Origin of the sequence: Allobosea sp. R86505 (assembly GCF_042466375.1) — a bacterium.
Classification (GTDB): domain Bacteria; phylum Pseudomonadota; class Alphaproteobacteria; order Rhizobiales; family Beijerinckiaceae; genus Allobosea.
The window spans coordinates 2,902,309-2,927,076 of the sequence record NZ_JAXHPY010000001.1 but is presented as its reverse complement, the minus strand read 5'-3'; the positions used below and the strand labels follow the sequence as shown (position 1 = coordinate 2,927,076).

23 protein-coding genes are annotated in these 24,768 nt (G+C 67.4%); 3 read left to right on the top strand and 20 right to left on the bottom strand.

Going from position 1 to position 24,768, the window contains the following annotated elements:
* Positions 1 to 21: 21 nt before the first annotated feature.
* The 9 genes from SJY11_RS14195 to dusB form a co-directional block, all read right to left on the bottom strand.
* Complete coding sequence (locus SJY11_RS14195) at positions 22 to 1,590, bottom strand: cryptochrome/photolyase family protein (RefSeq protein WP_376987233.1); 1,569 nt, start codon at positions 1,588 to 1,590, stop codon at positions 22 to 24.
* 137 nt (positions 1,591 to 1,727) lie between these two features.
* Complete coding sequence (locus tag SJY11_RS14190; RefSeq protein WP_376987232.1) at positions 1,728 to 4,076, bottom strand: DNA translocase FtsK; 2,349 nt, start codon at positions 4,074 to 4,076, stop codon at positions 1,728 to 1,730.
* A gap of 153 nt (positions 4,077 to 4,229) precedes the next feature.
* The gene (gene hflX / locus SJY11_RS14185) at positions 4,230 to 5,612 is read right to left on the bottom strand and encodes a GTPase HflX (protein ID WP_376987231.1); all 1,383 of its coding nucleotides are present in this window, start codon (positions 5,610 to 5,612) and stop codon (positions 4,230 to 4,232) included.
* A 5-nt stretch (positions 5,613 to 5,617) separates the two neighbouring features.
* Entirely contained in the window at positions 5,618 to 5,866 is a 249-nt protein-coding gene (hfq, locus tag SJY11_RS14180) for an RNA chaperone Hfq (protein WP_054141683.1), read from the bottom strand.
* Between the two features lie 209 nt (positions 5,867 to 6,075).
* On the bottom strand, positions 6,076 to 7,443 hold the full coding sequence (gene ntrX, locus SJY11_RS14175) for a nitrogen assimilation response regulator NtrX (protein WP_376987230.1): 1,368 nt from the start codon (positions 7,441 to 7,443) through the stop codon (positions 6,076 to 6,078).
* On the bottom strand, positions 7,440 to 9,728 hold the full coding sequence (locus tag SJY11_RS14170; RefSeq protein ID WP_376987229.1) for a sensor histidine kinase NtrY-like: 2,289 nt from the start codon (positions 9,726 to 9,728) through the stop codon (positions 7,440 to 7,442). Before SJY11_RS14170 ends, ntrX begins: the two co-directional genes overlap by 4 nt.
* A 126-nt stretch (positions 9,729 to 9,854) precedes the next feature.
* On the bottom strand, positions 9,855 to 11,303 hold the full coding sequence (gene ntrC / locus SJY11_RS14165; RefSeq protein ID WP_326908435.1) for a nitrogen regulation protein NR(I): 1,449 nt from the start codon (positions 11,301 to 11,303) through the stop codon (positions 9,855 to 9,857).
* A gap of 20 nt (positions 11,304 to 11,323) precedes the next feature.
* Complete coding sequence (locus tag SJY11_RS14160; RefSeq protein ID WP_376989327.1) at positions 11,324 to 12,400, bottom strand: two-component system sensor histidine kinase NtrB; 1,077 nt, start codon at positions 12,398 to 12,400, stop codon at positions 11,324 to 11,326.
* Between the two features lie 82 nt (positions 12,401 to 12,482).
* Positions 12,483 to 13,505 carry a tRNA dihydrouridine synthase DusB gene (gene dusB, locus SJY11_RS14155; protein ID WP_376987228.1) on the bottom strand — a complete coding sequence of 341 codons (1,023 nt, stop codon included), beginning with the start codon at positions 13,503 to 13,505 and terminating at the stop codon, positions 12,483 to 12,485.
* Positions 13,506 to 13,663: 158 nt separating this feature from the next.
* On the opposite strand from dusB, the gene SJY11_RS14150 reads away from it, so the two are divergent.
* Positions 13,664 to 14,875, top strand: coding sequence for a bifunctional 2-C-methyl-D-erythritol 4-phosphate cytidylyltransferase/2-C-methyl-D-erythritol 2,4-cyclodiphosphate synthase (locus SJY11_RS14150; protein WP_376987227.1), 1,212 nt, complete (start codon positions 13,664 to 13,666; stop codon positions 14,873 to 14,875).
* Positions 14,876 to 14,879: 4 nt separating this feature from the next.
* Positions 14,880 to 15,374 (top strand): CinA family protein, encoded by a 495-nt coding sequence (locus SJY11_RS14145; protein ID WP_376987226.1) that lies wholly within the window; start codon positions 14,880 to 14,882, stop codon positions 15,372 to 15,374.
* A gap of 7 nt (positions 15,375 to 15,381) precedes the next feature.
* Here the strand turns inward: SJY11_RS14145 and SJY11_RS14140 are convergent, their stop codons facing one another.
* The 6 genes from SJY11_RS14140 to SJY11_RS14115 all read right to left on the bottom strand — a co-directional run bounded on the left by SJY11_RS14140 (position 15,382) and on the right by SJY11_RS14115 (position 20,291).
* Complete coding sequence (locus SJY11_RS14140) at positions 15,382 to 17,496, bottom strand: fused MFS/spermidine synthase (RefSeq protein WP_376987225.1); 2,115 nt, start codon at positions 17,494 to 17,496, stop codon at positions 15,382 to 15,384.
* Between the two features lie 42 nt (positions 17,497 to 17,538).
* A complete protein-coding gene (locus SJY11_RS14135; protein WP_376987224.1) occupies positions 17,539 to 18,018 on the bottom strand; it encodes a type II toxin-antitoxin system RatA family toxin in 480 nt (159 codons plus the stop codon).
* A gap of 15 nt (positions 18,019 to 18,033) precedes the next feature.
* Complete coding sequence (gene lipA / locus SJY11_RS14130) at positions 18,034 to 19,059, bottom strand: lipoyl synthase (RefSeq protein WP_376987223.1); 1,026 nt, start codon at positions 19,057 to 19,059, stop codon at positions 18,034 to 18,036.
* A gap of 121 nt (positions 19,060 to 19,180) precedes the next feature.
* Complete coding sequence (locus SJY11_RS14125; protein WP_305679838.1) at positions 19,181 to 19,459, bottom strand: GlsB/YeaQ/YmgE family stress response membrane protein; 279 nt, start codon at positions 19,457 to 19,459, stop codon at positions 19,181 to 19,183.
* 74 nt (positions 19,460 to 19,533) lie between these two features.
* On the bottom strand, positions 19,534 to 19,872 hold the full coding sequence (locus SJY11_RS14120) for a GlsB/YeaQ/YmgE family stress response membrane protein (protein ID WP_376987222.1): 339 nt from the start codon (positions 19,870 to 19,872) through the stop codon (positions 19,534 to 19,536).
* A gap of 53 nt (positions 19,873 to 19,925) precedes the next feature.
* Positions 19,926 to 20,291, bottom strand: coding sequence for a baseplate hub domain-containing protein (locus SJY11_RS14115; protein WP_376987221.1), 366 nt, complete (start codon positions 20,289 to 20,291; stop codon positions 19,926 to 19,928).
* A 55-nt stretch (positions 20,292 to 20,346) separates the two neighbouring features.
* Between SJY11_RS14115 and SJY11_RS14110 the strand changes: the two genes are divergently transcribed.
* The gene (locus SJY11_RS14110; RefSeq protein WP_376987220.1) at positions 20,347 to 20,496 is read left to right on the top strand and encodes a hypothetical protein; all 150 of its coding nucleotides are present in this window, start codon (positions 20,347 to 20,349) and stop codon (positions 20,494 to 20,496) included.
* A gap of 321 nt (positions 20,497 to 20,817) precedes the next feature.
* Here the strand turns inward: SJY11_RS14110 and SJY11_RS14105 are convergent, their stop codons facing one another.
* The 5 genes from SJY11_RS14105 to SJY11_RS14085 form a co-directional block, all read right to left on the bottom strand.
* Positions 20,818 to 21,057 carry a DUF2460 domain-containing protein gene (locus SJY11_RS14105; RefSeq protein ID WP_376989326.1) on the bottom strand — a complete coding sequence of 80 codons (240 nt, stop codon included), beginning with the start codon at positions 21,055 to 21,057 and terminating at the stop codon, positions 20,818 to 20,820.
* Entirely contained in the window at positions 21,024 to 21,257 is a 234-nt protein-coding gene (locus SJY11_RS14100) for a DUF2460 domain-containing protein (RefSeq protein ID WP_376987219.1), read from the bottom strand. The genes SJY11_RS14105 and SJY11_RS14100 overlap by 34 nt, the downstream gene beginning before the upstream one ends.
* Before the next feature lie 95 nt (positions 21,258 to 21,352).
* Positions 21,353 to 22,792: a dihydrolipoyl dehydrogenase gene (lpdA, locus tag SJY11_RS14095; RefSeq protein WP_376987218.1), complete on the bottom strand. Its 1,440-nt coding sequence runs from the start codon at positions 22,790 to 22,792 to the stop codon at positions 21,353 to 21,355.
* Positions 22,793 to 22,795: 3 nt separating this feature from the next.
* Positions 22,796 to 23,233, bottom strand: coding sequence for an endonuclease domain-containing protein (locus tag SJY11_RS14090; protein WP_376987217.1), 438 nt, complete (start codon positions 23,231 to 23,233; stop codon positions 22,796 to 22,798).
* 206 nt (positions 23,234 to 23,439) lie between these two features.
* Positions 23,440 to 24,765, bottom strand: a complete 1,326-nt coding sequence (locus SJY11_RS14085; RefSeq protein ID WP_376987216.1) for a pyruvate dehydrogenase complex dihydrolipoamide acetyltransferase — start codon at positions 24,763 to 24,765, stop codon at positions 23,440 to 23,442.
* Between the last annotated feature and the right edge of the window lie 3 nt (positions 24,766 to 24,768).

Genomic DNA, 24,768 nt, shown 5'->3' with positions numbered 1-24,768 from the left:
GAAGGAAATGGCGGGACGCGATCAGCCGAAGAGGTCGGGCTGGCTGATGGGCTTGGCCTGAGCCGGAGCGTCGAGCCCGTCGAGGATGGCGGCCGCCTCGCGCCGGATCGTCGCGACATGGGCCGGCGTCATCCGGTCGAGGTTCTTGTAGGGCATTGCCATGCGCGGGTTGTTGCCGAGCCGGTCGCGGTTGCGGATCAGGAAATCCCAGTAGAGCGGGTTGAACGGGCAGGCGCCCTTCCCGGTCTTGATCTTGGGATCATAGGCGCAGGACCCGCAATAATCCGACATCCGGTCGATATAGGCGCCCGACGCCGCATAGGGCTTCGAGCCGAGAAGCCCGCCATCGGCGAAGATCGCCATGCCATGGGTGTTGGGCAGCTCGACCCATTCGAACGCATCGGCATAGACGGCGAGGTACCAGGCCTCGATCTCGGCCGGGCGAATGCCGGCGAGCAGCGCGAAGTTTCCGGTCACCATCAGCCGCTGGATGTGATGGGCATAGGCGTTGCGGCGCGTGTCGGCGATGGCGTTCGCCAGGCAGTTCATGTCCGTCTCGCCCGACCAGTAGAACCAGGGCAGCGGTCGCTCGGCCTCGAGCGCATTGGTCTGCGCATAAGCGGGCATCTCCAGCCAGTAGATGCCGCGGACATATTCGCGCCAGCCGAGGATCTGGCGGATGAAGCCCTCGACAGCGTTGAGCGGCGCCTTCCCGGCCCTGTAGGCGGTCTCGGCGGCGAGGCAGACCTCGCGCGGCAGCAGCAGGCCGATGTTGAGATAGGGCGAGACGAGGGCGTGGAAGAGGAAGGGCTCACCTTCAGCCATCGCATCCTGATAATCGCCGAAGTATGGCAGCGCATCCGCGATGAAATGGTCGAGCGCAGCCAGCGCATCCGTCCGCGTCACCGCCCAGCCGAATCCGTCGAGATCCCCGAAATGATCCGGAAAGCGGTTTGCGACGAGGTCGATGACCTCGGCCGTGATCGCGTCCGGGGCCGTGCGCCCGCGGGGCGGTAGCGTCAGCGACGCCGGCAGGCGCTTGCGGTTCTCGGCATCGAAATTCCATTGCCCGCCGACGGGCCCGTCATCCTCCATCAAAAGCCCGGTGCGGCGGCGCATCTCGCGGTAGAAGAACTCCATCCGATAGGATTTGCGCCCATCGGCCCAAGCGGCGAAATCGGCGCGCGAGCAGAGGAAGCGGTCGTCGTCGCGGATCTCGACGGGACGCCCGAGATCCTGCGCCCAGTCGTCCATCATCCGGCGCACCCGCCATTCGCCGGGCTCGGTGACGACGACGCGGTCAGGCCGGTGGCGCGCGACCGCACGCGCCAGCTCGCCCGAGAAGGAGCCGGTATTGGCGGGATCGTCGAGCGCGACGTAATCGACGCTCAGCCCCTCCTCGCGCAACGCCTGCGCAAAATGGCGCATCGCCGCGAGAATGAAGGCGATCTTCTGCTTGTGATGGGGGACATAGGTCGTCTCCTCCGCCACCTCAACCATCAGCACGACGTCTCGCTGCGGATCGAAACCGTCGAGCGCGGAGAGGTCGCGGCTGAGCTGGTCGCCGAGGATCAGGACGAGCGTCTTCACCACGCGGGGCTCCGCCGGTGCCGGCGGTCGCTCACAGATCCTGTCGGCCTCATCGCAGCGCTCCTGTCGTTGCGATCACTACGCGCTGCTCCCGCGAACGGTTCAGCCGCGGCCCATGCGGGCGGCTGTGCTGCCCCTCAATCCTCGTCTTCGCGGGCGCGTCCTGTCTCGACGAGGATTTCGCGCTTGCCGGCGTGGTTGGCGGGGCCGACGATGCCTTCGTTCTCCATCCGCTCCATGATCGAGGCGGCGCGGTTGTAGCCGATCTGGAGACGGCGCTGGATGTAGGAGGTCGAGGCCTTCTTGTCGCGCAGGACCACCGCCACCGCCTGGTCGTAAGGATCCTCGCTCTCGGCCGCGGCCAGCGCGCCCTTGTCGAAGACCGCGCCGTCCTCGGCTTCAGTGCCGGGTTCTTCCTCTTCCGAGGTGACGGCGTCGAGGTACTGGGGCCGGCCTTGCGTCTTGAGATGGGCGACGACCTTCTCAACCTCGGCATCCGAGACGAAGGGGCCGTGGACGCGGGTGATGCGCCCGCCGCCGGCCATGTAGAGCATGTCGCCCTGGCCCAGCAGCTGCTCGGCGCCCATCTCGCCGAGGATGGTGCGCGAATCGATCTTGCTCGTCACCTGGAAGGAGATGCGCGTCGGGAAGTTCGCCTTGATCGTGCCGGTGATGACGTCGACCGACGGGCGCTGCGTCGCCAGCACGACATGGATGCCGGCCGCACGCGCCATCTGGGCGAGGCGCTGGATCGTGCCCTCGATCTCCTTGCCGGCGACCATCATCAGGTCCGCCATCTCGTCGACGATGACGACGATATAGGGCAGAGGCGCGAGGTCCATGACCTCCTCCTCGTAGATCGCCTCGCCGGAATGGCGGTCGAAGCCGGTCTGGACCGTGCGGGTGATGACCTCGCCGGCGGCCTGCGCCTCGACCACGCGGGCGTTGAAGCCGTCGATGTTGCGCACCGAGAGCTTCGACATCTTCTTGTAGCGCTCCTCCATCTCGCGCACCGCCCATTTCAGGGCGACGACCGCCTTCTTCGGGTCGGTGACGACGGGGGTGAGCAGATGGGGAATGCCGTCATAGACCGACAGCTCCAGCATCTTGGGGTCGACCATGATCAGCCGGCACTGCTCGGGCTTGAGCCGGTAGAGCAGCGACAGGATCATCGTGTTGATCGCCACCGACTTGCCCGAGCCGGTCGTGCCGGCGACCAGGAGATGGGGCATCTTGGCGAGATCGACGATCACCGGCTCACCGCCGATGGTCTTGCCGAGCCCCAGAGCGAGCTTGTGCTTGGAGCTCTCGAAATCCTGGCTCGCCAGAAGCTCGCGCAGATAGACCGTCTCGCGCTTGGCGTTGGGCAGTTCGATGCCGATCGCGTTCTTGCCGGGAATCACCGCCACGCGCGCCGAGATCGCGCTCATCGAGCGGGCGATGTCGTCGGCCAGCGAAATCACGCGGGAGGATTTCGTGCCGGGCGCGGGCTCCAGTTCGTAGAGCGTGACGACAGGGCCGGGGCAAGCCTGGACGATCTCGCCCCTGACGTTGAAGTCTTCGAGCACGCCTTCGAGGAAGCCGGCATTCTGCTGCAGGACTTCGGTGGGGATCGCGGTCTCGACAGCGGGCGGCTCGCCCAGGATATCGATGTCGGGCAGCTCGAAGGGCGCCGGCTGCGCGACGCGGATCGCCGCACGCTCCGGCGGCGGCACGGCGGAAGGCACCGGGACGGCGACGGGCTCGGGCACCGCCATCTCGGCCCGCGCGCGGCGGGTCACGACGACGCCGCGCGCGGGTCCGGAGGAAGCCGCCTCGGCGATCGGGGCCGGCGGGGGAAGCGGCGCCGACGCAACGGGTGTGATCATTACCTGCGCAGCCGGGCGCATCGCGACCGCCCGGACAGGCGTCGCATGCAGCGGCTCAGCCTTGCGGGCATCGCTCCGGACCGGGGGCCTCGCGACAACGGGCTCAACCGGCCTCGCGGGAGGCGGCGCGACGGCCGGGGGAGCCTCGGCCCGGCGCGCGGCGGCCGCCCGGCCCGTCTCGTCCTCCGCGACATCAGCGGCGACAACCTCCCAGAAGGCGTGATCCGAGATCAGGTCGAAGGGTGTCAGCGGAGCCGGCTCATGAAGCTCTTCCGAGAACGCCTCTTCGACAGTGGCTTGGCCGGAGATGTCAACGACCGGCTCGACTTCGATCGCCTCGGCATCGGGTTCCCATGCAGGCAGCGGGCCTTCGGCCCCGGCGCCGCGCGCCCAGACGCTGCCGATCAGGCGATCCGGCGTGCGCCAGAACCTTACCTGCGGCGGCTCGGGCGGGGGCGAGGCAGCCGGGACCTGACCCGGCTCCACCAGCGCCAGCGGATTGGCGCGCGACCGGACATAGACCGGGCCGCCCTGCTCCGTGGGCAGCTCCGGCGCATCGTCGAAAAAGGCTTCGGCGGCAATCTCTTGCGCGGAGGTGTGAAGGCCGGAATGACGCATGAGAAACCGCAGAGGCTGGCTTGGAAGGCAGGCTCCAAGGGGTATCGCCCCAGCGTTAAGAGGCGATGAACGATCGCGTCCGGGACGCCCCGGCGCCATCGCGGTCAGCCTCACTCGAGGCGCGCGATCGCGTCTGCGACCGCGTCGGTCCGGCTAGTTCTCCCGCTGCGCCTCGGGGAAGCGGGCGCCGAAGGCCCCTTCCCGCTCGGGCGGCAGCCGAACCGTCAGGTCGAGCGTGCCGTCCTCGGCGTCGCGGCGCTCGAGGATCTCGCCATTGGCGTGCAGCCAGGCCAGCGACTGGCCGTCGCCCGGTGGCAGCGCCAGCCGGTAGACCGGGCGGCTGCGGGCGATGCGGCTCTCGATGGCATCCGTCAGACGTCCCATGCCGTCGCCGGTCACGGCCGAGACCAGCACCGCGCGCGAGACCTCGGGCTTCAGCCCGGCGAGACCGAGCTGGCGCTCGCGCTCCTCCGGCGCCAGCAGGTCGGACTTGTTCCAGACCTCGACGACGCGCTGGCCGTCATCGGGGTCTATGCCGAGATCGCGCAGGATCGCCTGCACGTCGGCCGCCTGGGCGGTGGTGTCCTCATGGGCGACGTCGCGGACATGCAGCAGCACATCGGCCTCGATCGCGTCCTCCAGCGTGGCGCGGAAGGCGGCGACGAGCTGAGTCGGCAGGTCCGAGATGAATCCGACCGTGTCGGAGAGCATGATCCTCGCGCCATGCGGCAGCTTCAGCGCCCGCGCCGTGGGGTCGAGCGTGGCGAAGAGCATGTCCTGCGCCAGCACCTCGGCGGAGGTGAGCCGGTTGAACAGCGTCGATTTGCCGGCATTGGTGTAGCCGACCAGCGCGACGACCGGATAGGGCACGCGCTTGCGGCTGGCACGATGCAGGCCGCGCGTGCGCTTGACCGCCTCCAGATCTCGCTCGATCTTGGTCATCCGCTCCTGGATGATGCGCCGGTCGGCCTCGATCTGGGTTTCGCCAGGGCCGCCGAGGAAGCCGAAGCCGCCGCGCTGGCGCTCGAGATGGGTCCAGGACCGAACGAGCCGGCTCTTCTGGTAGTTGAGATGGGCGAGCTCGACCTGCAGCGCACCTTCCTTGGTGCGCGCCCGGCGGCCGAAGATCTCGAGGATCAGCCCGGTGCGGTCGATGACCTTGCAGCCGAAGGCCTTTTCGAGATTGCGCTGCTGGACCGGCGAGAGCGCGCAGTCCATCACGACGAGACCGATCTCCTCGAGCTTGATGCGCTCGGCGATCTCCTCAACCTTGCCCTTGCCGAGATAGGTCGCCGGCCGCAGCGCGGTCAGCATGACCTGGATCGTCTCGACGACGGTCAGGTCAATCGCCGCCGCCAGACCGACGGCCTCATCGAGGCGCGCGGCGAAGGAGCGCTGATTGGAATCGGCCGCACCGCGACGCTGCTGATAGGGGCCCACGACATAGGCGCGGGTGTTGGCCGCGATCTCGCGCTCGATGGCGTCGAGCGGCTTGGTCGCCGCCCGCGCCTCATCCGCATCGCTGCGGGCGCCCATCGGGGTCAGGCCTTGTCCTGTTCCTCGGGCTCGAACAGCTGCACCGGCTGGCCGGGCATGATCGTCGAGATGGCGTGCTTGTAGACGAGCTGGGAATGCCCGTCGCGGCGCAGCAGCACGCAGAAATTGTCGAACCAGGTGACGACGCCCTGCAGCTTGACGCCGTTGACGAGGAAGATCGTCAGCGGAATCTTCTGCTTGCGCACATAGTTGAGGAACGTGTCCTGAAGGTTTTGAGCCCGCTCTGCGGCCATGGGTAGCCCCTGTTGTTGGGATCGCTCCTCGGGTTTAGGCCCGCGATCCAATTCGTCCCGTTGGCGGCGCAAGCCCCTGCGCCGCTTCGGGACACCGATCCCGCATTAGATCGCCGACTCCGCCGACAACGCAAGTGCAACATTGCTTCGCAATGCGGCGAAGAGCCTGCACGGCGCGCAAGCGCGCATGCAAGCCATGCCTGCCGGCCTCAGCCCACGCCGAGCGACTTCAGCTTCCGATGCAGGGCCGAGCGCTCCATTCCGATGAATTCGGCGGTCCGGGAGATGTTCCCGGAGAAGCGCGCGATCTGCGCGATCAGGTATTCGCGCTCGAAGATCTCGCGCGCGTCGCGCAGCGGCAGGCTCATCAGGCGCTCGCCGCCGGAGCCGGACGGCGTCGTCGGCACCATGGCGCCGACCTCGGCCGGCAGCATGTCGACGGTAATGTCGGCAGTGGGATCGCCCTTGGTCAGGATCATCAGCCGCTCGACATTGTTGCGCAGTTCGCGAACGTTGCCGGGCCATTCATGCGACTGCAGCACCGCCATGGCGTCCTGCCCGATCCGGCGCTTCGGCAGGCCGGACGCGATCGAGATCTGCTCCATGAAGAACTCGATCAGCTCCGGCACGTCCTCGCGGCGCTCGGACAGCGCCGGCACCTTGACCGGAACGACCGAGAGCCGGTGATAGAGGTCCTCGCGGAACTGCCCGCCCGAGATCAGCTGGGCCAGGTCGCGGCTGGTCGAGGAGATGACGCGGACATCGACATGCACGCGCGTCGCGCCGCCGACGCGCTGGAAGTTCTGGTCGACCAGCACGCGCAGGATGCGGTTCTGGGTCTCGCGCGGCATGTCGCCGATCTCGTCGATATAGAGCGAGCCGCCATGGGCCTCCTCCAGCGCGCCGACGCGGCGGGAACGGCCGTCCCCGGCCTCGACGCCGAAGAGCTCCTCCTCCATCGTCTCGGGCGTGATGGTCGCCGCGTTGATCACCACGAAGGGGCCGGTGGCACGCGTCGAGGCCTCGTGCAGGGTGCGGGCGGCCAGTTCCTTGCCGCAGCCGGGCTCACCGGTGATGAGGACCCGCGCATTGGTCGGCGCGACGCGGTCGATCGTCTGGCGCAGCTGGTTGACGACGGTCGACTTGCCCACGATGCGGCTGGCCTGGACCGAGCCCTTCTTCAGTTCGCGCACCTCGCGCCGCAGCCGCGAGGCTTCGAGCGCGCGCTCGGCGACCAGGACCAGCCGGTCGGCCTTGAACGGCTTCTCGATGAAGTCATAGGCGCCGCTCTTGATGGCCGAGACCGCGGTCTCGATGTTGCCATGGCCCGAGATCATCACCACCGCGAGGTCGGGATGGGCCTGCTTGATCAGTTCCAGCACCTGCAGACCGTCGAGGCGGCTGCCCTGGAGCCAGATGTCGAGGAAGACGAGATTGGGACGGCGCGCCGCGATCGCCGCGAGCGCCTCGTCGGCGGAACTCGCCTTGCGTGTCCGATAGCCCTCGTCCTCGAGCAGGCCGGCGACCAGCTCGCGGATGTCGGCCTCGTCGTCGACGACCAGAATGTCAGCGCTCATACGCGTGCCCCATCATGTTGTTGCCGTGCCGCCGCCGCGTCGCGAGCTTGGTCGCCACGGCCGCCGTCCGGGTTCTCTTCCGCCGGTCCGGTCTCCGGGAACCAGAGCCGGACACGGGCGCCGCGCCCGCCCTCGCCCGCATCCGGGCGATCGAGCAGGTCGATGCCACCACCATGGTCCTCGAGGATCTTGCCGACGATCGCCAGGCCCAGCCCCGTGCCGCCCTCGCGGGTGGTCATATAGGGCTCGAGCAGCTTCTGGCGCTGGTCGGCCGGGAGCCCCTTGCCGTTGTCGATGACGTCGATGACGATCCGGCCATCCTCCCGCCGCTCGAAGACGACGTCGATCCGACCGGGCCCGCGCTCGTCCATCGGAACGGCCTCGATCGCCTCGGTGGCGTTCTTGATCACATTGGTCAGGGCCTGCGAGAGCAGGCGGCGGTCGAAGCGCGCGATCGCCGGTCCCACGGGCAGGTTCTCGGTGATCGTCAACTCGGGATTGCCGACGCGCATCAGGAAGACGATCTGGCGGACCGTCTCGGCGATGTCGTCGCGCGCCAGTGAGGGCTTGGGCATGCGGGCGAAGGAGGAAAACTCGTCGACCATGCGGCGGATATCATCCACCTGACGGACGATCGTCGCCGTGCACTGCTCGAAGATCTCCTTGTCCTCCACGATCACGCGGCCGAACTTCCGGCGGATGCGCTCGGCCGAGAGCTGGATCGGCGTCAGCGGATTCTTGATCTCATGGGCGATGCGGCGCGCCACGTCCGCCCAGGCGGCGGTGCGCTGTGCGGAGACCAGATCGGTGATGTCGTCGAGCGTCACCACGAGACCGGCCCCGGCGCCCTCGCCCTCGCGGGCGGCGCGGACATTGACCATGCGGTCGCGCCCGGCGCGGGTGATCGCGATCTGGCCCGAGGTCTGACGCTGGCGCCCGGTGAGCGCGTCCGCGACGAAGGCGGCGATTTCGGGGGCGACAGCCGCGATCGGCTGGCCGAGCAGCCGGCCGCCGGTGCCCAGCAGGCTCTCGGCCGAGCGGTTGATGATGGTGATGTGGCCGTCGCCGTCCAGGCTGAGCACGCCCGAGGAGACGCCCGACAGCACGGTTTCGGTGAAGCGACGACGGCGGTCGATGACCTCGCTGGCGGTCACCAGCCCGTCGCGCTGGCGGCGCAGTTCCGCGGTCATCTTGTTGAAGGTCTCGCCGAGATGGGCGAGATCGCCCTCGGAGCGGCGGATCGGCACCTGGACATAGAAATTGCCGCTGGAGACCTGATCGGTGGCGTGAATCATCCGCCGGATCGGCGCCACCAGCGCATTGGCGAAGCTCAGGCCGAGCCAGATCGCCGAGAGCAGCAGGATGACGGCGATGAGCCCGTACATCGAGGCGAATGCGATCTGGACGCCCTTCCGCCGCGCGTCGATCGAAAGATATTCGGTCGCGGCGGCCCGGGCGACCGCCGGGAACTCGACCGCCAGCCGATCGACCTGCCGGGCAATGTGCAGGAACGCGTTGTCATAGGCCGGCAGCTTGACCAGCGCCCCGAAGACCCGGCCGCTGGAGGGAATCACGCAGATCGGCTCGGGCGAGGCAGTCGCATCGTCGAAGGCCGCCTGATCGGGCTTGGCCGCATCGCGCAGCACATCGATGTTGGCGCGCGCCAGAACCTTGTCGGGCGACTGCATGATCGCGACGACCGGAACCCCGAGCGCCGTCGCCCGCGCCGTGAGGAAGGTGTCGAACCACTTCCGGTCGACGTCGTAGGCGGCCTTGGCGCGGGAGAGATCGTCGGCCAGCAGCCGGATCTCGCGGCCGAGCGACTGGCATTGCGAGCCGGCATAGGCATCGGCGACGTCGACGGAGCGGAAGATCGCATCGCGCATCCGATCCGAGAACCACGGCTCCAGCCCGCGCTCGATCGTCACGGTGGCGATGATGGCGACGAGGATCGCGGGCAGCGCGGCGATGATGCTGAACAGGCCGACGATTCGGACATGCAACCCCGCAGCCGCAGCGCCCGCCCGGCGCGCCCGGATCAGCACGGCGGTTTCGAAGGCGACGACGACCAGGAGAAGCAGAATCAGGAAGGCGTTGAGGACGAAGACGCCGACCACGACCTGATGGACCGGAACCACCGGCGTGACACCCGACAGCACCAGGAAGGTCACCAGCGCCGAGACCAGAGCGAAGACGACCACCGTCGCGCCCAGCCAGCCGGACACGCGCCGCGGCGTTTCCTCGGCGCGCGGCACGATCCTCAGGTCACTCGGTGAAGCAGACACGATCGCAGACAACTCCCTGGCGGCCGGCGCACCAGACGCGCCCGCTCGCAGCGCCGCACTGATGCGCCGACGCAACGGTGTTGTCAAAATATGACATATGAAAGGCGGAGCCGAGCCGCCGCCTGTTTACCGGGGCGAGCGGACCACCTGCATGTCGAGCTCGCGGATCTTTTTGCGCAGGGTGTTGCGATTGAGCCCCAGGAGTTCGGCCGCACGGATCTGGTTCCCGCGCGTCGCCGCGAGCGCAGCGGCGATCAGCGGCGGCTCGACCTCGCGGAGAATGCGGTGATAGAGGCCCGGCGGCGGGATGTTGTCGCCGAAGCCGCCGAAATACTGGTTGAGATGGCGCTCGACCGAGCCCGACAGGGTCTCGGCCCGCTCCTGAGCGGGGCTTCCGGAGAAGCTCGCTGTCGCCGTCGCCGGTTGCAGCTCCGCCTCGACGATCGGGGCGGTGATGGTTTCCTGGGGATAGAGCGCCGCGAGGCGGCGCACGAGGTTCTCCAGTTCGCGGACATTGCCCGGCCAGCGGTAGCGCCGCATGATGTCCATCGCTTCCGAATCGATCTGCTTGCGCGGCAGACCCTCCTTCTCCACCAGCGTGAAGAAGTGGCGGGCGAGGTCGGGAATGTCCTCCACCCGCTCGCGCAGGGGCGGCAGGCGGATCGGAACCACGTTCAGGCGGAAGAACAGGTCCTCGCGGAAGAGCCCCTGCGCGATCGAGATTCGCAGATCCTTGTTGGTCGCGGCGACGATGCGGACATTGGTCTTGATCGGGGTGCGGCCGCCGACGGTGGTGTATTCGCCCTGCTGCAGCACGCGCAGCAGGCGCGTCTGCGCCTCCATCGGCATGTCGCCGATCTCGTCGAGGAAGAGCGTGCCGCCCTCGGCCTGTTCGAACCGGCCCGAGGAGCGCGTCAGCGCACCGGTGAAGGCGCCTTTCTCATGGCCGAAGAGTTCGGATTCGATCAGGTCCTTCGGGATCGCGGCCATGTTGATCGCAACGAAGGGGCCGTTCTTGCGCTTGCCGTAATCATGCAAAGCGCGGGCGACGAGCTCCTTGCCGGTGCCGGATTCGCCGTTGATCATCACGGTCAGGTCGATCGGCATCAGTCGGGCGAGCGCCCGGTAGACGTCCTGCATGGCCGGCGAGCGGCCAATCAGCGGGATGTCGTCGGGCTCGGCCGCATTCGCCCGTGCCCCCTCGCCGCGCGGGCGCGACAGGGCCCGGCCGACGATGGCGACGAGCTCCTTCAGGTCGAAGGGCTTGGGCAGATACTCGTAGGCGCCGCGCTCCGAAGCCTTGATCGCGGTCATGAAGGTGTTCTGCGCGCTCATCACGATGATCGGCAGTTCCGGCCGCACACGCTTGATGCGCGGCAGCAGGTCGAAGGCGTTGCCGTCCGGCATCACCACGTCGGTGATGATGAGGTCGCCCAGACCCTGGGCGGCCCAGGTCCACAGCGTCGCCGCCTGGCCGGTGGTCCTGACCTCGTACCCCGCCCGCGCCAGGGCCTGATTGAGGACGGTGCGGATCGCGGCGTCGTCGTCCGCGACGAGAATGTTACCGGTGGGCATTCACTGTGGTCCTGTAGGCCTCAATCCGCCTGCCGCGCCCGGAACTGGTGCAGAGGCAGTAGAATTCGAAACGTTGTGCGACGGGGGACGGACTCGCATTCGACGATCCCGCCATGGTCCCCAATCACCTTGGCGACAAGTGCAAGTCCAAGGCCACTGCCCTGGGCCTTGGTCGTGACGAAGGGATCGAACAGGTGCGGCAGCAGATCGGGCGGCACGCCGGGGCCGTTGTCGCGGATGCCGATCTCGAGCGGCAACGCGATGCGGCCCGATGATCCCGGAACCTGCATGCGAATCCCCGGGCGATAGGCCGTGGTCAGGGTGATCTCGCCGTCGATTGCCTGTGTTCCAATGGCTTCTGCTGCATTCTTCATCAGGTTCAGCAGGACCTGCACCAGTTGGTCTCGGTTGCCCGAGACCGGCGGCAGCGACGGATCATAGATCTCGTTGAAGCGGATATGGCGCGCGAAGCCGGATTGGGCGAGGCGCTTCACATGGTCGAGCACGTCATGGACGTTGACCGGATCGCGCTCGGTCGGGCGTTCGTCGCCGAAGAGCTCGACGCGCTCGACGAGCTTCACGATGCGGTCGGTCTCGTCGCAGATCAGCTGCGTCAGGATGCGCTCCTCGTCGGGGACGGTCGCTTCCAGCAGCTGCGCGGCGCCGCGGATGCCCGAGAGCGGGTTCTTTATCTCGTGGGCCAGCATCGCACCGAGCGCCGTGATGGAGCGGGCTGCTCCCCGATGCGTCAGTTGTCTGTCCATTTTTTCAGCAATTGTTCGTTCTTGAAGCATCAGAACGACCACGTCGCCCTGGCTGGGCAAAGGCGAGGCAAAAACATCGACGATCCGATCGGCTCCGAGCCGGGGCGAGCCGAGATCGAGCCGATACTCGCTGACACTCGCCCCGCGGCGCTGGACCTCTTCGACGAGGGCCAGGACAGGCGAACCGAAGGCGATGAGATCGTCAAGGCGCTGGCGCTTCAGCACCACGGCGCTGGACTGGAAGAAATCCTCGGCGGCGGTGTTGGCGTAGAGGATGCCGTTGCGCTCGCCAATCACCACCACGGGCATGGGCAGCACATTGAGCGCCTGCATCTCGATTGGATCGAGCAGGTAATCGTCCCTGCCCTTTCCGCCGCTCTCGGCGAACGCCATCGTCATACGCGACACCTTCGGTTCAGGCCGCAGCGCGGCTGCAATCGGGCGAAAAGAGCCGGGCCAGCATCGCGATGGCGCGGTCCGGCTCGTCGGTCGTCAACAGGATGCGGCGCTGCTCCGCATCGGCCGTGCCGCCGCTGGCGACGGCCTCGTCGGCATAGGCCGCCAGATGCTTGCGGGCATGGCGGACGCCATGAGCCTTGCCCATCAGGGTCAGCAGCCCCTCATAGTGTTCCCGCGCCACGGCATGTTTCTGGGCGAGCGACAGCTCGGCCGGGGCGCTCCCGTCCAGCGCGGCCCCGATGGCCCCGACGAGCCAGGGGCACCCCAACGCCGCGCGGCCGACCATGACGAGATCGGCTCCCGACTGGGCCAGGCACAGCCGGGCGTCGTCGGCATCGCGGATGTCGCCATTCGCGACGAGCGGAAAATCGCCGGCCGCCCGCACGGCGCGGATCGCCGCCCAATCGGCGACGCCCTTGTAGAACTGCTGGCGCGTGCGGCCATGGACGGTGATCAGCCGTGCGCCGGACGCCACGGCCCGGCGCGCCAGCTCCGGCGCATTGCGGGAGGCATCGTCCCAGCCGAGGCGCATCTTCACCGTTACCGGCACCTTCACCGCGGCGACCGCGGCCTCCACCAGCGAGACGGCATGGTCGAGATCGCGCATCAGCGCCGAGCCGGCCCAGCCGCCGGTGACCTTCTTGGCCGGGCAGCCCATGTTGATGTCGACGATCGCGGCGCCATTGGCCTCGGCCAGCCGCGCCGCCTCGCCCAGCCAGTGCGGGTCGCAGCCGGCGAGCTGGACGACATGCGGCGAGATGCCGGCACCCTCGGCCCGGATGCGCGCCTCTTCGCTGCCGCGGACGAATTCGTCCGAGGCCACCATCTCCGAGATCACGAGCCCTGCGCCGTAGCGGGCCGCGATCCGCCGCATGACGATGTCCGTCACGCCCGACATCGGCGCCAGCAAGGCGCGCGACGCCAGCGTCACAGGAAGCGGACCGGCCAGGGAGAAGCCTGAATTAAAGGCAACCTTCATCTTGCATATTTATTGGACATTGCTGCGGGAGCGCAAGAGACTCGCGCGAAATAGTGCACCGCATCATGAACGTCCCCCGCAGGCCGAAGCGCGAGCCTGGGGGCTTGGCGCCGGTGCCGCCTGCGACTATCACCGAAGTCCCTCCAGGACCAAGAGCCGTGGCCGCCGAACGAGATGACACGCCAGCCGCCGTCGCCGCGCTCGTCGTCGCGGGTGGTCGCGGGCTGAGGGCCGGTTTCGCTGCGCCCAAGCAATACCGGCTCCTGGACGGGCGCCCGGTTCTTCGGCATGCGCTGGCTCCTTTTCTGGCGACACCCGGGATCGCGCGGATCGCGGTGGTGATCGGCGCCGGCGATGAGGCGCGCTACCAGGATGCCGTTTCCAACCTGCCCGACGATCGCATCGCCCCGCCGACGCGCGGCGGTGCCACCCGGCAGGAGTCCGTCCGTCTCGGGCTCGAGGGCCTGGCGGCGCGCGGCTTTTCAGGAAAGGTCCTGGTGCATGACGCAGCCCGCCCCTTTCTGACGGAGAGCCTGGTGCGGGCGTCGATCGCGGCGGTCGAGACCGACAGGGTGGCGGCGATCCCCGTCTTGCCCGTCACCGACACGATCAAGCGGCTGGACGACGCGGGCCGCATCGCCGAGACGCCGCCGCGCGACCGACTGGTCAGCGTGCAGACGCCGCAGGCCTTCGACTTCGCGGCGTTGCTGGCCGCTCACCGCGCGGCGCTCGCCGCCGGTCGTGACGGCTTCACGGATGACGCCGCGCTGATGGAATGGGCCGGACATCCGGTCGCGACCTTCCCCGGGGAGCCCGCGAATTTGAAACTGACGCATCCGCAGGATTTCGACAGGGGCGGCGCGCCCGCAGGCCGGCCGCTGGTGGTGCGGGTCGGGACCGGCTACGATGTCCATGCCTTCACCGAGGGCGACCATGTCTGGCTGGGCGGCGTGCGCATCGCCCATGATCGCGGCGTGCTCGCCCATTCCGATGGCGACGTGGCGCTGCATGCACTCACCGACGCGCTGCTCGGTGCACTCGCCGAGGGCGACATCGGCACCCATTTCCCGCCGAGCGATCCGCAATGGCGGGGCGCCGCCTCGCACCGCTTCCTCGCCTTCGCGGCGCAGCGGGTGCGGGCGCGCGGCGGGGTGATCGATTTCCTCGACCTCACCCTCGTCTGCGAGGCGCCGAAAATCGGGCCGCATCGCGAGGCGATCCGTCAGGCCATCGCGACGGCGGCTGGGGTGCGGATCGACCAGGTCGCGATCAAGGCGACGACCTCGGAGCGCATGGGCTTCACCGGGCGCAAGGAGGGGCTGGCCGCACTCGCGACCGCGACAATCCGCCTGCCCGACATGGAGGGCTGAGGCCATGTTCGACGTCGAGACAACACGCCTCGCCATGGCCGTGCTGGAGGCCTGCCGCGCGCGCGGCGCGACGGTCGCGACAGTGGAGTCCTGCACCGGCGGGCTGGTCGGCGGCGCGCTGACCGCAATCGCCGGCTCCTCCGAAGTCGTGTTGGGGGGGCTCATCACCTATTCGAACGACGCCAAGATGGCGCTGGCCGCCGTGCCGGAAGCGCTGCTCGCCGCCCATGGCGCCGTCAGCGAACCGGTCGCACGGGCCATGGCGGAGGGCGGCCGGGCCGCCCTGTCGGCGACCTTCGCGGTCGCGATCACCGGCGTCGCCGGACCCGGTGGCGGCAGTGCCGAAAAGCCGGTCGGCCTCGTCCATTTCGCCTGCTGCGGCCCGGACGGCACGGCGCATCGGGAACGACGCTTCGGCCCTCTCTCGCGCGACGAGATCCGGCGGCTGTCGGTGCTGGCCGCCCTCGACATACTGCGCGAGGGCGCGTCGGGTCCTTGACCCTCGATCAGCGGGCGAGCTTGCGCCAGATCGCTCCGATCACGTCGGCATAGTCGTCGCGCCAGGCGCGGGCCGCACCCGGGCCCGGCTGTGCGACCCAGCCCTGTTCGGCCGGCAGGCCGAGATCCTCGGAATGGCGCGCCACGATGGCGACATGAGGCGAGTATTTCCGCCGCTCGGTCAACTCGACCGTCTGTTGCGTCAGCCGGATCCAGGTCGAGAGACCGCGCGCATGGGCGGTGGCCGTCACGATGGGCCCGAGGTCCATGTTCCGGTTGGAGATGTGGAACAGGATCGCGCCGCCGGGCCTGAGCTTGCTCTGGTAGAGCGCGATGGCCTCGGTCGTCATCAGGTGGACCGGGATCGCGTCCGACGAAAAGGCATCGACGACGATCAGGTCGAGCGAGGCCGGTGCGGCATCCGAGAGGGTCAGGCGCGCATCGCCCAGCACGATGCGGGCTCCCGGCGCACAGATGCTCATGAAGCTGAAGCGGGCCGGGTCGGTGGCCATGCGCGCGACCTGCGGGTCGATCTCGAAGAAGGTCCAGTTTTCGCCCGGCCGGGTCTGGCAGGCGAGCGAGCCGGTGCCCAGCCCGATGGCCGCGACGGCCTGAAGCGTGCCGCCGCGCCTGCGCCGCACCGCGTCGATGCCGTCGGCGATGCCGCCGCCGGTGTAGTAGTAGCTGAGCGCCTCCGGCCGACCGGCGACGAGGCTGCCGTCATCCTGCCGCAGCCGCTGCGCGCCATGGACCGTGCTGCCATGGACGAGGACGCGGAAGCGACCGTCCGGGCTGTCGACAATCCGGTTGACCCCGAAGAAGGAGCGCACGGAATCGCTGCGCTGCTGCTCGGTGACGACGAGCGCGATCAGGCCGACGACGACGGCCCCGGCCAGGCCCGCCCGCACGGGCCCGGGCATCCGGATGCTGGTGAAGCCGGGGCGGCAGAGCAGGCCCGCGACGATCAGGATGGGATATTCGACGACCGAATTGAACAGCAACGGCGCGAGCAGGCCGCAGAACAGGCCGCCGAGAACGCCGCCCAGCGACATCCACAGATAGAACCCGGTCAGGTTGGCCGCATCGGGGCGCCGACGCGCAAGCTCGCCATGGGCGACCATCGCCGTCGTGAAGAACAGACCGAGATGCAGCGCGAGTTCGCCGCCCAAGCCGATGGTCCACTGGAACAGCATCTTGAGGATCAGCGCCGCCACGAAGACGAGATGGGCGGTCAGCATCCAGCCATGCCGCAGCAGCGGGCGGCTCTGGAAGACGATGACGAAGGTCAGCAGGAAGAGCGCCAGCGGCACCACCCAGAGCAGCGGAACCGAGGCAACGTCGGTCGAGAGATGCGCCGTCACCGCGACGAGCAGGCCCGAGGGAACGAAGGCGAGCGCGACCCAACCCAGCTTCTGGCGCCCGGTAACCGCGGCCGGCGCCGACAGCGCGCGCACCACCGCGACGCCGTTCTCGCCACCGCCAATCGCCAGCCCCGCACAGGCCGCGATGGCGGCGAGCAGCAGGCCGAAGCCCCAACTCCAGGCCAGGGACTGGAGCGACAGCGTCAGCACCGGCTCGACCAGGAAGGGATAGGCGATGAGCGCGAGGAAGCTGCCGATATTCGAGGCGGCGTAGAGGAAATAGGGATCGGCGGCCCGGGGATGGCCGGAGCGGGCGAACCAGGCCTGCAGCAGCGGGCCGTTGGCCGCGACCGCGAAGAAGGGCAGCCCGACCGAAGCGGTGAAGAGCGCGATCAGCCAGAGCGTCTCGCCCTCCTGCGGCGGACGCTCGAAGCCTGCCGCGATGCCGATCGGCAGGCCGACCAGCAGGACGCCCGCCATCAGCGCAAGATGGATCAGAGCAGCCCGGCGAACGCTGAAGCGGCCGACGAGCCAGTGGGCATAGCCGTATCCGGCGAGAAGCGCGGTCTGGAAGAAGACCATCGCCACCGACCAGACGCCGGGCGAGCCGCCGAGCTTCGGCAGCACCATCTTGGCGAACATCGGCTGGATGCCGAACAGCAGGAAGGCCGAGAGGAACAGCGTGCCGGCATAGACCGGCACCGTCACAGAGGTCCGGCGCGCCGCAGCCAGGCCAGGCGCGGGGGTCGACGAGGCATCCATCGCAGGTCTCCCAGAGGTCCGGGGAAACCTGGCAGCAACAACTTAAGACGTGGTGACCGCATCTCTCCTTGCGTCACCACCGTAAACAATGTCGGCCCTACGCTCAAAGGCTTCCGCGAATTTACGGAAGGCCTTGTCGAACATCGCTCCCATCAGCAGCCCGAGCATGCGGCTGGCGAACTCGTAGGAGATGAAGAAGCCGATCTCGCAGCCGCTCTCGTGCGGCTTGAACGTCCAGCGGTTCTCGAGATAGCGGAACGGACCGTCGACATATTCGACGAGGATGCGCAGATTTGCCGGGTCCAGCGTGACGCGGCTGGTGAAGGTTTCGCGGATCGCCTTGTAGCCGACGCTCATATCCGCCAGCAGCACCTCGCCGCCGCCCTCCTGCGGGGTGCGGCGGCGCACCGTCAGCCCCTCGCAGAGTGGCAGGAACTGCGGATATTTCTCGACGTCGGCGACGAGCGCGAACATCTGCTCCGGGCTGTGCTTCACCCGGCGGGTGTTGTTGAACATCGGCATCGGATGCGTGCCTTCTCAGCCGCGGCTGTTGTGGCCGATGCCGACCTTCGCCTCGCGGGCCGCGCGCAGCCGCGCGAAATCCTCGCCGGCATGGTGCGAGGAGCGCGTCAGCGGCGTCGAGGACACCATCAGGAAGCCCTTCACATAGGCGATCGCCTCGAAGCCCTTGAACTCCTCGGGCGTGACGAAGCGGATCACCGCATGGTGCTTGCGCGAGGGCGCGAGATACTGGCCGATCGTGATGAAGTCGACATCGGCCGAGCGCAGATCGTCCATCAGCTGAAGGACCTCGTTCCGCTCCTCGCCGAGGCCCACCATGATGCCGGATTTGGTGAAGATCGTCGGGTCGAGTTCCTTGACCCGCTGCAGCAGCCGCAGCGAGTGGAAATAGCGCGCGCCGGGGCGCACCGTCAGGTACTTGCCCGGGACCGTCTCGAGATTGTGGTTGAAGACGTCGGGCTTGGCCGCGACCACAACCTCGAGCGCGCCGGGCTTGCGCAGGAAGTCCGGCGTCAGAATCTCGATGGTGGTGCCGGGCGAGGCCTTGCGGATGGCGCGGATGACCTGGGCGAAATGCTGCGCGCCGCCATCCTTGAGGTCGTCGCGATCAACCGATGTGATCACGACATGCTCGAGCCCGAGTTTGGCGACGGCCTGGGCGACCTTGGCGGGCTCGAGCGGATCGAGCGCCTGGGGCACGCCGGTCTTGACGTTGCAGAAGGCGCAGGCCCGCGTGCAGGTGTCCCCCATGATCATGAAGGTGGCGTGCTTCTTTTCCCAGCACTCGCCGATATTGGGGCAGCCGGCCTCCTCGCAGACCGTGACCAGCTTTTCGGCCTTCACGATCTTCTGGGTCTCGGCCCATTTCGGCGAGCCCGGCGCCTTGACGCGGATCCAGTCCGGCTTGCGCAGGATCGGGTTCTCGGGCCGCTTCTGCTTCTCCGGATGACGCAGCTCCGCCGGGGCCTGGGCGGCCTCAGCCTTCGGATTGCCGATATTGGGCCGCGGGTCGCGGTTGAGCAGGTCGAGGACGAGAGCCATCGGGAACAGATCCATCGCGGCGGCCCCTGGCCGCCGCCTGATCCCTAGCTAATCGTCCCAGCCGCGCAGGGCAACCTTCGACGCGCCGGCCGCCCTGTCGCAGGGCGGCCTCGCCTGTCGGTCAGCGGCGCCCGCGGGCCGCGTTCCAGATCACGATGACGACGACGGCGCCCGCGATCGCGGCTGCCAGCGTGCGCCAGAAGCCGAAGATCGCGATGTCGAGCAGTTCCGCCAGGCGGCTGCCGAGGAAGGAGCCGGCGACGCCGACGAGCATGTTGGTGAAGAGGCCGTGGTCCGAGGAGGTGATCTTCTCGGCGATCCAGCCGGCGAGCATGCCGATGAAGATCGTGGCGAAGAAGCCATAGCCCGGCTGGGCCATGGTGGCAGCGAAGTTTTCCATTGTCGTCCGTTCCCCAGTCCGTCCGCGGGTCTCGCGGATGCCCCGCCACAACGAAGGTTGTGACCAAAGGTTCCCTAAGCGATGAAGCGCGCCAGCAAGACGACAAGAATGGCGCCGATGACCGCCATCGCCATCTCGTCGAGGCGGGCATAGCCGGTGCGGACGCGCCAGCCCGTCAGGCGCACCAGCCCCTGCCCGACCAGCATGCCGAGCAGGCCGACGACGGCGTGACGCAGAAGCCCGCCGCCGCCGACGACGAGGCTGGCCGCAAAGCCCGTCACGGTGCCCAGCGCCACGGTCGGCTCGATCACGCGCCAGTCGAGCACGAGGCCGCGGCCGGGCGGCAGGATTTCGACCTGCTCGTCGGGCACGATCGTGTCGGGGTCTTTGGGTTTGCGGGTCCGGGGCGCCATGGCCGGGATATGCGGATCGCCGGCGGCGAAGTCCAGACCGCCGTCGCTCTATGCTACCCCGACGCATGGTCGTCGCGCCCGCCGCGCAGATCGTCCTCAGTGAGCGCGTCAGACGACAGCGCGCTCTGCACATTGAGGTTCGAAACGGCAAAGCCAAGCTGTCTTTCGATGGCGGTCGCAGCGAAACCAGGCGCCGCCTTGTAGTTGACGTCATCAAAGACGAGGTCGCGATGGAAGTCGGTGAAACCCATCACCATGCCGTCGCGGCAATCCACAAGCCAGCATCGGCACAACGTTGTGAGCCCGCCCGCAACGTGGGTTGCGAGCGCGGGTGGGAAGGTTTTCATTGGATTTGAACTCGCTTGAGTGGCGGCCTTCGAAACTGGTAATGTTCTGGCCAGAAAGAAATCAATGCTCACAAAGCGGACCTGGCGATAGCCAAATCAACATGACGGCGAGTTGGAGGATGCGCCTATGACTGAAGACAAGCTTAGCTTAAGTGAACAAATAAAAATAGCGCATGAGCAAATTAGGCATGAAGATGGTTTAGTAAATCATCGCTTAAGTTGGCTTCTTACAATTCAGGGGTTGCTGTTTGCATCTATTGGAATTATGATTAAATAAAAGGATACAAAATTCTTTATGGTTATAATTTGTTCTCTCGGTTTTGTATCCGCATTATCTACTCTGTACGCACTTAAAGTAAGTGGGCGTGTTTTGGGACAGCGACACAGGGAGCTAAATGCGCTGCTGGAGGATAATAAATTCGAGATCGCCCCACTCAAGAGTGCAAAATCTGATACACTAACGTTCTTGTTTCCTTGGAATTTGATTCCACCATGCCTGACCGTATCTTGGTTGCTCGTTTTATTTTGGGCAACTATTTTTCGGTGAGAGAATAATTGTGAATTTGACGCCGCAGAGGTGCCGGAGATATTTTGCGTATCACTCCAGCACCTCCACGAGGTCGATGTTGTTGACGATCTGCAAGTCCCAGTCGTTCGCCTGAACCGGCAGGCAGTCGGTATCGAAGCAGACGGGAACGTCGAAATGTAAGGAGGCGGTCGGCGCCGATCCGGGCGCGGAGGCGAAGGTGATCCGGCCCGGCAGCTTATCGATTACGGCGGGCGTAACCGGAATTCCGGCGATCTTTACATTGGCCGATCCGGCAACCGACTTGGTGATCGTGCGGACGTGTTCATAGCCCGAGCGGTTGTAGCGTTGACGATCTGCCAGACCCTCGGCGTGATCTGCACTATCGCCTTATCGGCGGCGGCGTAGTCGTTCCGGTCCTTGAAGCGGAACGAATAGGCCCAGCCCTTCACAACGTGGAAATGCGCAATCACGGCCGCCATGTCGGCGCGGCTGCAGATGCTGGTCGACATTTTCCAGCGGCCGCGAACTTGCGACCAGTTGACGTTACGATGCTAGGCGTCCGAGCCTCATGCAAAGCGGAAACGCGAGACTGGCGTATAGCCCCTTACGCGTTCAGCGCCTTGCCATAGGCGTCGAGCACGCTCTCCTTCATCACCTCCGAGATCGTCGGATGCGGGAAGACGGTGTGCATCAGCTCTTCCTCGGTGGTCTCGAGGTTCATCGCCACGACGAAGCCCTGGATCAGCTCGGTGACCTCCGGGCCGACCAGATGGGCGCCGAGCAGCTTGCCGGTCTTCGCGTCGAAGATCGTCTTGGCGAGTCCTGAATCCTCGCCGAGCGCCACCGCCTTGCCATTGGCGACGAAGGGGAAGCGGCCGACCCTGATCTCATGGCCGGCAGCCTTGGCCTTGGCCTCGGTCAGGCCGACGCTGGCGATCTGCGGGTGGCAATAGGTGCAGCCCGGGATCATCAGCTTGTCCATGGGGTGCGGGTGGAGGCCCTTGATCGCCTCGATGCAGATCACGCCCTCATGCTCGGCCTTGTGGGCGAGCATCGGCGGGCCGGCGACGTCGCCGATGGCATAGAGCCCCTTCACATTGGTGCGGCAGAGCCCGTCGATGACGATGCAGCCGCGATCGGTCTTCACGCCGAGCGCTTCCAGCCCGAGATTCTCGATGTTGCCGACGACGCCGACGGCCGAGATCATGCGGTCGGCGGTGATGGTGAGCTTGCCGCCCTTCTCGTCCTCGATATGGGCGGTGACGCTGTCGGCCCCCTTCTCGACCTTGGTGACCTTGGCCGAGGTCAGGATCTTGATGCCCTGCTTTTCGAAGGCCTTGCGAGCGAAGGCGCCGATCTCGGCATCCTCGACGGGGACGACCTGCGGCATCACCTCGACGACCGTCACCTCGACGCCCATGGTCCGGTAGAAGGAGGCGAACTCGATGCCGATGGCGCCCGAGCCCATGACGAGCAGGGACTTCGGCAGCTTGGCCGGCACCATCGCCTCGAAATAGGTCCAGATCAGCTTGCCGTCCGGCTCGATCCCGGGCAGCGCGCGCGGGCGGGCGCCGGTCGCGACGATGATGTGGTCGGCGGTGTAGGTGCCCTCGCCCTTGGCGTTCTTCGGCGGCGGCACCTGCGGCTGCATCGCCGGCTTCTTCGTCGGCGCGACCTGGATCGTCCCAGGCTTGGTCAGCACCGCCTCGCCCCAGATCACGTCGACCTTGTTCTTCTTCATCAGGAACTGGACGCCGTTGTTCATCCGCGCCGCGATCCCGCGCGAGCGCTTCACAACCGCTTCGAGATCGGCCTTGAAGGTGCCTTCCAGCACCAGCCCGTAATCCTTGGCGTGCTGGCCGTAGTGCAGGATCTCGGCCGAGCGCAGCAGCGCCTTGGTCGGGATGCAGCCCCAGTTCGAGCAGATGCCGGCGAGATGCTCGCGCTCGACGATCGCCGTCCTGTAGCCGAGCTGGGCTGCCCGGATCGCCGCGACATAGCCGCCGGGGCCGGAGCCGATGATGATGATGTCGTAGTCAGCCATGGATCACCTGAACTCCTCCCCTCCCGCTTGTGGGGAGGGGCTGGGGGTGGGGGTCGGCGGACAGCGCGAGAGCTGTCCGGATAGAGCGGCGAAGATCGTGTCGACCACCATCTCCGCCTCGGTCATGATCTGCCGGTTGGTGAAGCGCAGGACCGTGAAGTCGTTGGCCTCGAGCCACGCGGTTCGGCGGGCGTCGTAGCGCAGTGCCCGGTCGGTCCCGTGCTGGTCGCCGTCGACTTCGATGACGAGCCTTGCCGCGAGACAGGCAAAGTCCGCGACATAGGGACCGAGCGCGACCTGCCGGCGAAAATGGGTGCCATCCTGAGGCAGGCGCTTGCGGAGGAGCATCCAGAGCCGCTTTTCAGGCTCGGTCAGGCTGCGGCGAAGCTTGGGCGCGTTTCGCTTGGCTGCCAGTGTCGCTACGCGATCCTTCGCTTGCATCCACGGCATCGCGTCAGCCCGATACCGTCGAAACTTGCACCACGACCCCCACCCCTTCCCCTCCCCACAAGGGGGAGGGGTTAGGTCGAGCGATCAACGCACAATGTCCTAGCGCACCATCAATCGCCGAAGCTCTTCCCCTCCCCCTTGTGGGGAGGGGATAGGGGTGGGGGTGGTGCCGCTTGGTGACCGGCATCGGGGCCCCCTCACACCAGCATCGCCATCGGCTTCTCAATATAGCCCTTGAAGGCCGCCAGCAGCTCGGCGCCGAGCGCGCCGTCGACGGCGCGGTGGTCGGTTGAGAGCGTTACCGACATCACGGTGGCGACCGCGAGCTGGCCGCCCTTGACCACGGCGCGCTGCTCGCCGGCACCGACCGCCAGGATCGTCGCATGGGGCGGGTTCACGATCGCGGCGAAGTCCTTGACCCCGAACATGCCGAGGTTGGAGACCGCCGTGGTGCCGCCCTGATACTCCTCGGGCTTGAGCTTGCGGGCCTTGGCGCGGGCCGCCATGTCCTTCATCTCGTTGGAGATCTGCGACAGGCTCTTGTGGCAGGCGTCACGGATGATCGGCGTGATCAACCCGCCGGGGATCGAGACGGCGACGCCGACATCGGCGTGCTTGTGCTTGAGCATGGCGTTCTCGGTCCAGCTCACATTGGCGTCCGGCACGGCCTTCAGCGCCAGCGCCAGCGCCTTGATCACCATGTCGTTGACCGAGAGCTTGTAGGCCGGCTTGCCGTCCTTCTCGGGGGCGGCGGCGTTGAGTTCGCCGCGCAGCTTGAGCAGAGCGTCGAGCTCGCAATCCACGGTGACGTAGAAATGCGGGACGGTCTGCTTGGCCTCGAGCAGGCGGCGCGCGATCGTCTTGCGCATGCCGTCATGCGGCACCTCCTCATAGGAATCGGCTGCGAACAGCTTCTTGACCTGCTCGTCGGAGGGGCCGGTCGCCAGCGGCGCAGCCGCAGGCTTCGGCGCGGCCGCCGGGGCAGCCGTCGCAGGCGCGGCAGCCGGCGCGGCCTTGGCACCGCCGCCGGCCTTCGCAACCTCGATGTCCTTCTCGACGATGCGGCCATGGGGGCCCGAGCCCTGGACCTTCGACAGATCCAGCCCGGCCTCCTTGGCGAGCCGGCGCGCCAGCGGCGAGGCGAAGGGCCGCTCGCCGGAGGACGCCACCGGCGCCGCCGCGGGAGCGGCCGCCGGAGCGGCGGCGGCAGGCGCCGCCTTGGGCGCCTCGGCCCTGGGCGCTTCCGCCTTGGCCGGCGCGGCGGCCGCCTTGGCGTCCTCGCCCTCGGCGGCGATCACGCCGATGATCTCGTTGACGGCGACGTCGGCCGTGCCTTCCGGCACCACGATCCTGGCGAGGATGCCCTCGTCGACGGCCTCGACTTCCATCGTGGCCTTGTCGGTCTCGATCTCGGCGATGATGTCGCCGGACTTGATCGTATCGCCTTCCTTCTTCAGCCATTTGGCGAGATTGCCCTTCTCCATGGTCGGAGAGAGCGCGGGCATCAGGATGTTGGTCGGCATCGG

Coding starts and splice junctions, on each gene's coding strand:
- SJY11_RS14090 (WP_376987217.1), bottom strand. CDS start 23,233: ATGCAAGCGAAGGATCGCGTAGCGACACTGGCAGCCAAGCGAAACGCG.
- SJY11_RS14125 (WP_305679838.1), bottom strand. CDS start 19,459: ATGGAAAACTTCGCTGCCACCATGGCCCAGCCGGGCTATGGCTTCTTC.
- lpdA (WP_376987218.1), bottom strand. CDS start 22,792: ATGGCTGACTACGACATCATCATCATCGGCTCCGGCCCCGGCGGCTAT.
- SJY11_RS14135 (WP_376987224.1), bottom strand. CDS start 18,018: ATGCCGATGTTCAACAACACCCGCCGGGTGAAGCACAGCCCGGAGCAG.
- ntrX (WP_376987230.1), bottom strand. CDS start 7,443: ATGAGCGCTGACATTCTGGTCGTCGACGACGAGGCCGACATCCGCGAG.
- lipA (WP_376987223.1), bottom strand. CDS start 19,059: ATGGCTCTCGTCCTCGACCTGCTCAACCGCGACCCGCGGCCCAATATC.
- dusB (WP_376987228.1), bottom strand. CDS start 13,505: ATGAAGGTTGCCTTTAATTCAGGCTTCTCCCTGGCCGGTCCGCTTCCT.
- SJY11_RS14190 (WP_376987232.1), bottom strand. CDS start 4,076: ATGCGTCATTCCGGCCTTCACACCTCCGCGCAAGAGATTGCCGCCGAA.
- SJY11_RS14145 (WP_376987226.1), top strand. CDS start 14,880: ATGTTCGACGTCGAGACAACACGCCTCGCCATGGCCGTGCTGGAGGCC.
- hflX (WP_376987231.1), bottom strand. CDS start 5,612: ATGGGCGCCCGCAGCGATGCGGATGAGGCGCGGGCGGCGACCAAGCCG.
- hfq (WP_054141683.1), bottom strand. CDS start 5,866: ATGGCCGCAGAGCGGGCTCAAAACCTTCAGGACACGTTCCTCAACTAT.
- SJY11_RS14160 (WP_376989327.1), bottom strand. CDS start 12,400: ATGCAGGCGCTCAATGTGCTGCCCATGCCCGTGGTGGTGATTGGCGAG.
- SJY11_RS14110 (WP_376987220.1), top strand. CDS start 20,347: ATGACTGAAGACAAGCTTAGCTTAAGTGAACAAATAAAAATAGCGCAT.
- SJY11_RS14140 (WP_376987225.1), bottom strand. CDS start 17,496: ATGGATGCCTCGTCGACCCCCGCGCCTGGCCTGGCTGCGGCGCGCCGG.
- ntrC (WP_326908435.1), bottom strand. CDS start 11,303: ATGCCCACCGGTAACATTCTCGTCGCGGACGACGACGCCGCGATCCGC.
- SJY11_RS14120 (WP_376987222.1), bottom strand. CDS start 19,872: ATGGCGCCCCGGACCCGCAAACCCAAAGACCCCGACACGATCGTGCCC.
- SJY11_RS14085 (WP_376987216.1), bottom strand. CDS start 24,765: ATGCCGACCAACATCCTGATGCCCGCGCTCTCTCCGACCATGGAGAAG.
- SJY11_RS14100 (WP_376987219.1), bottom strand. CDS start 21,257: ATGTCGACCAGCATCTGCAGCCGCGCCGACATGGCGGCCGTGATTGCG.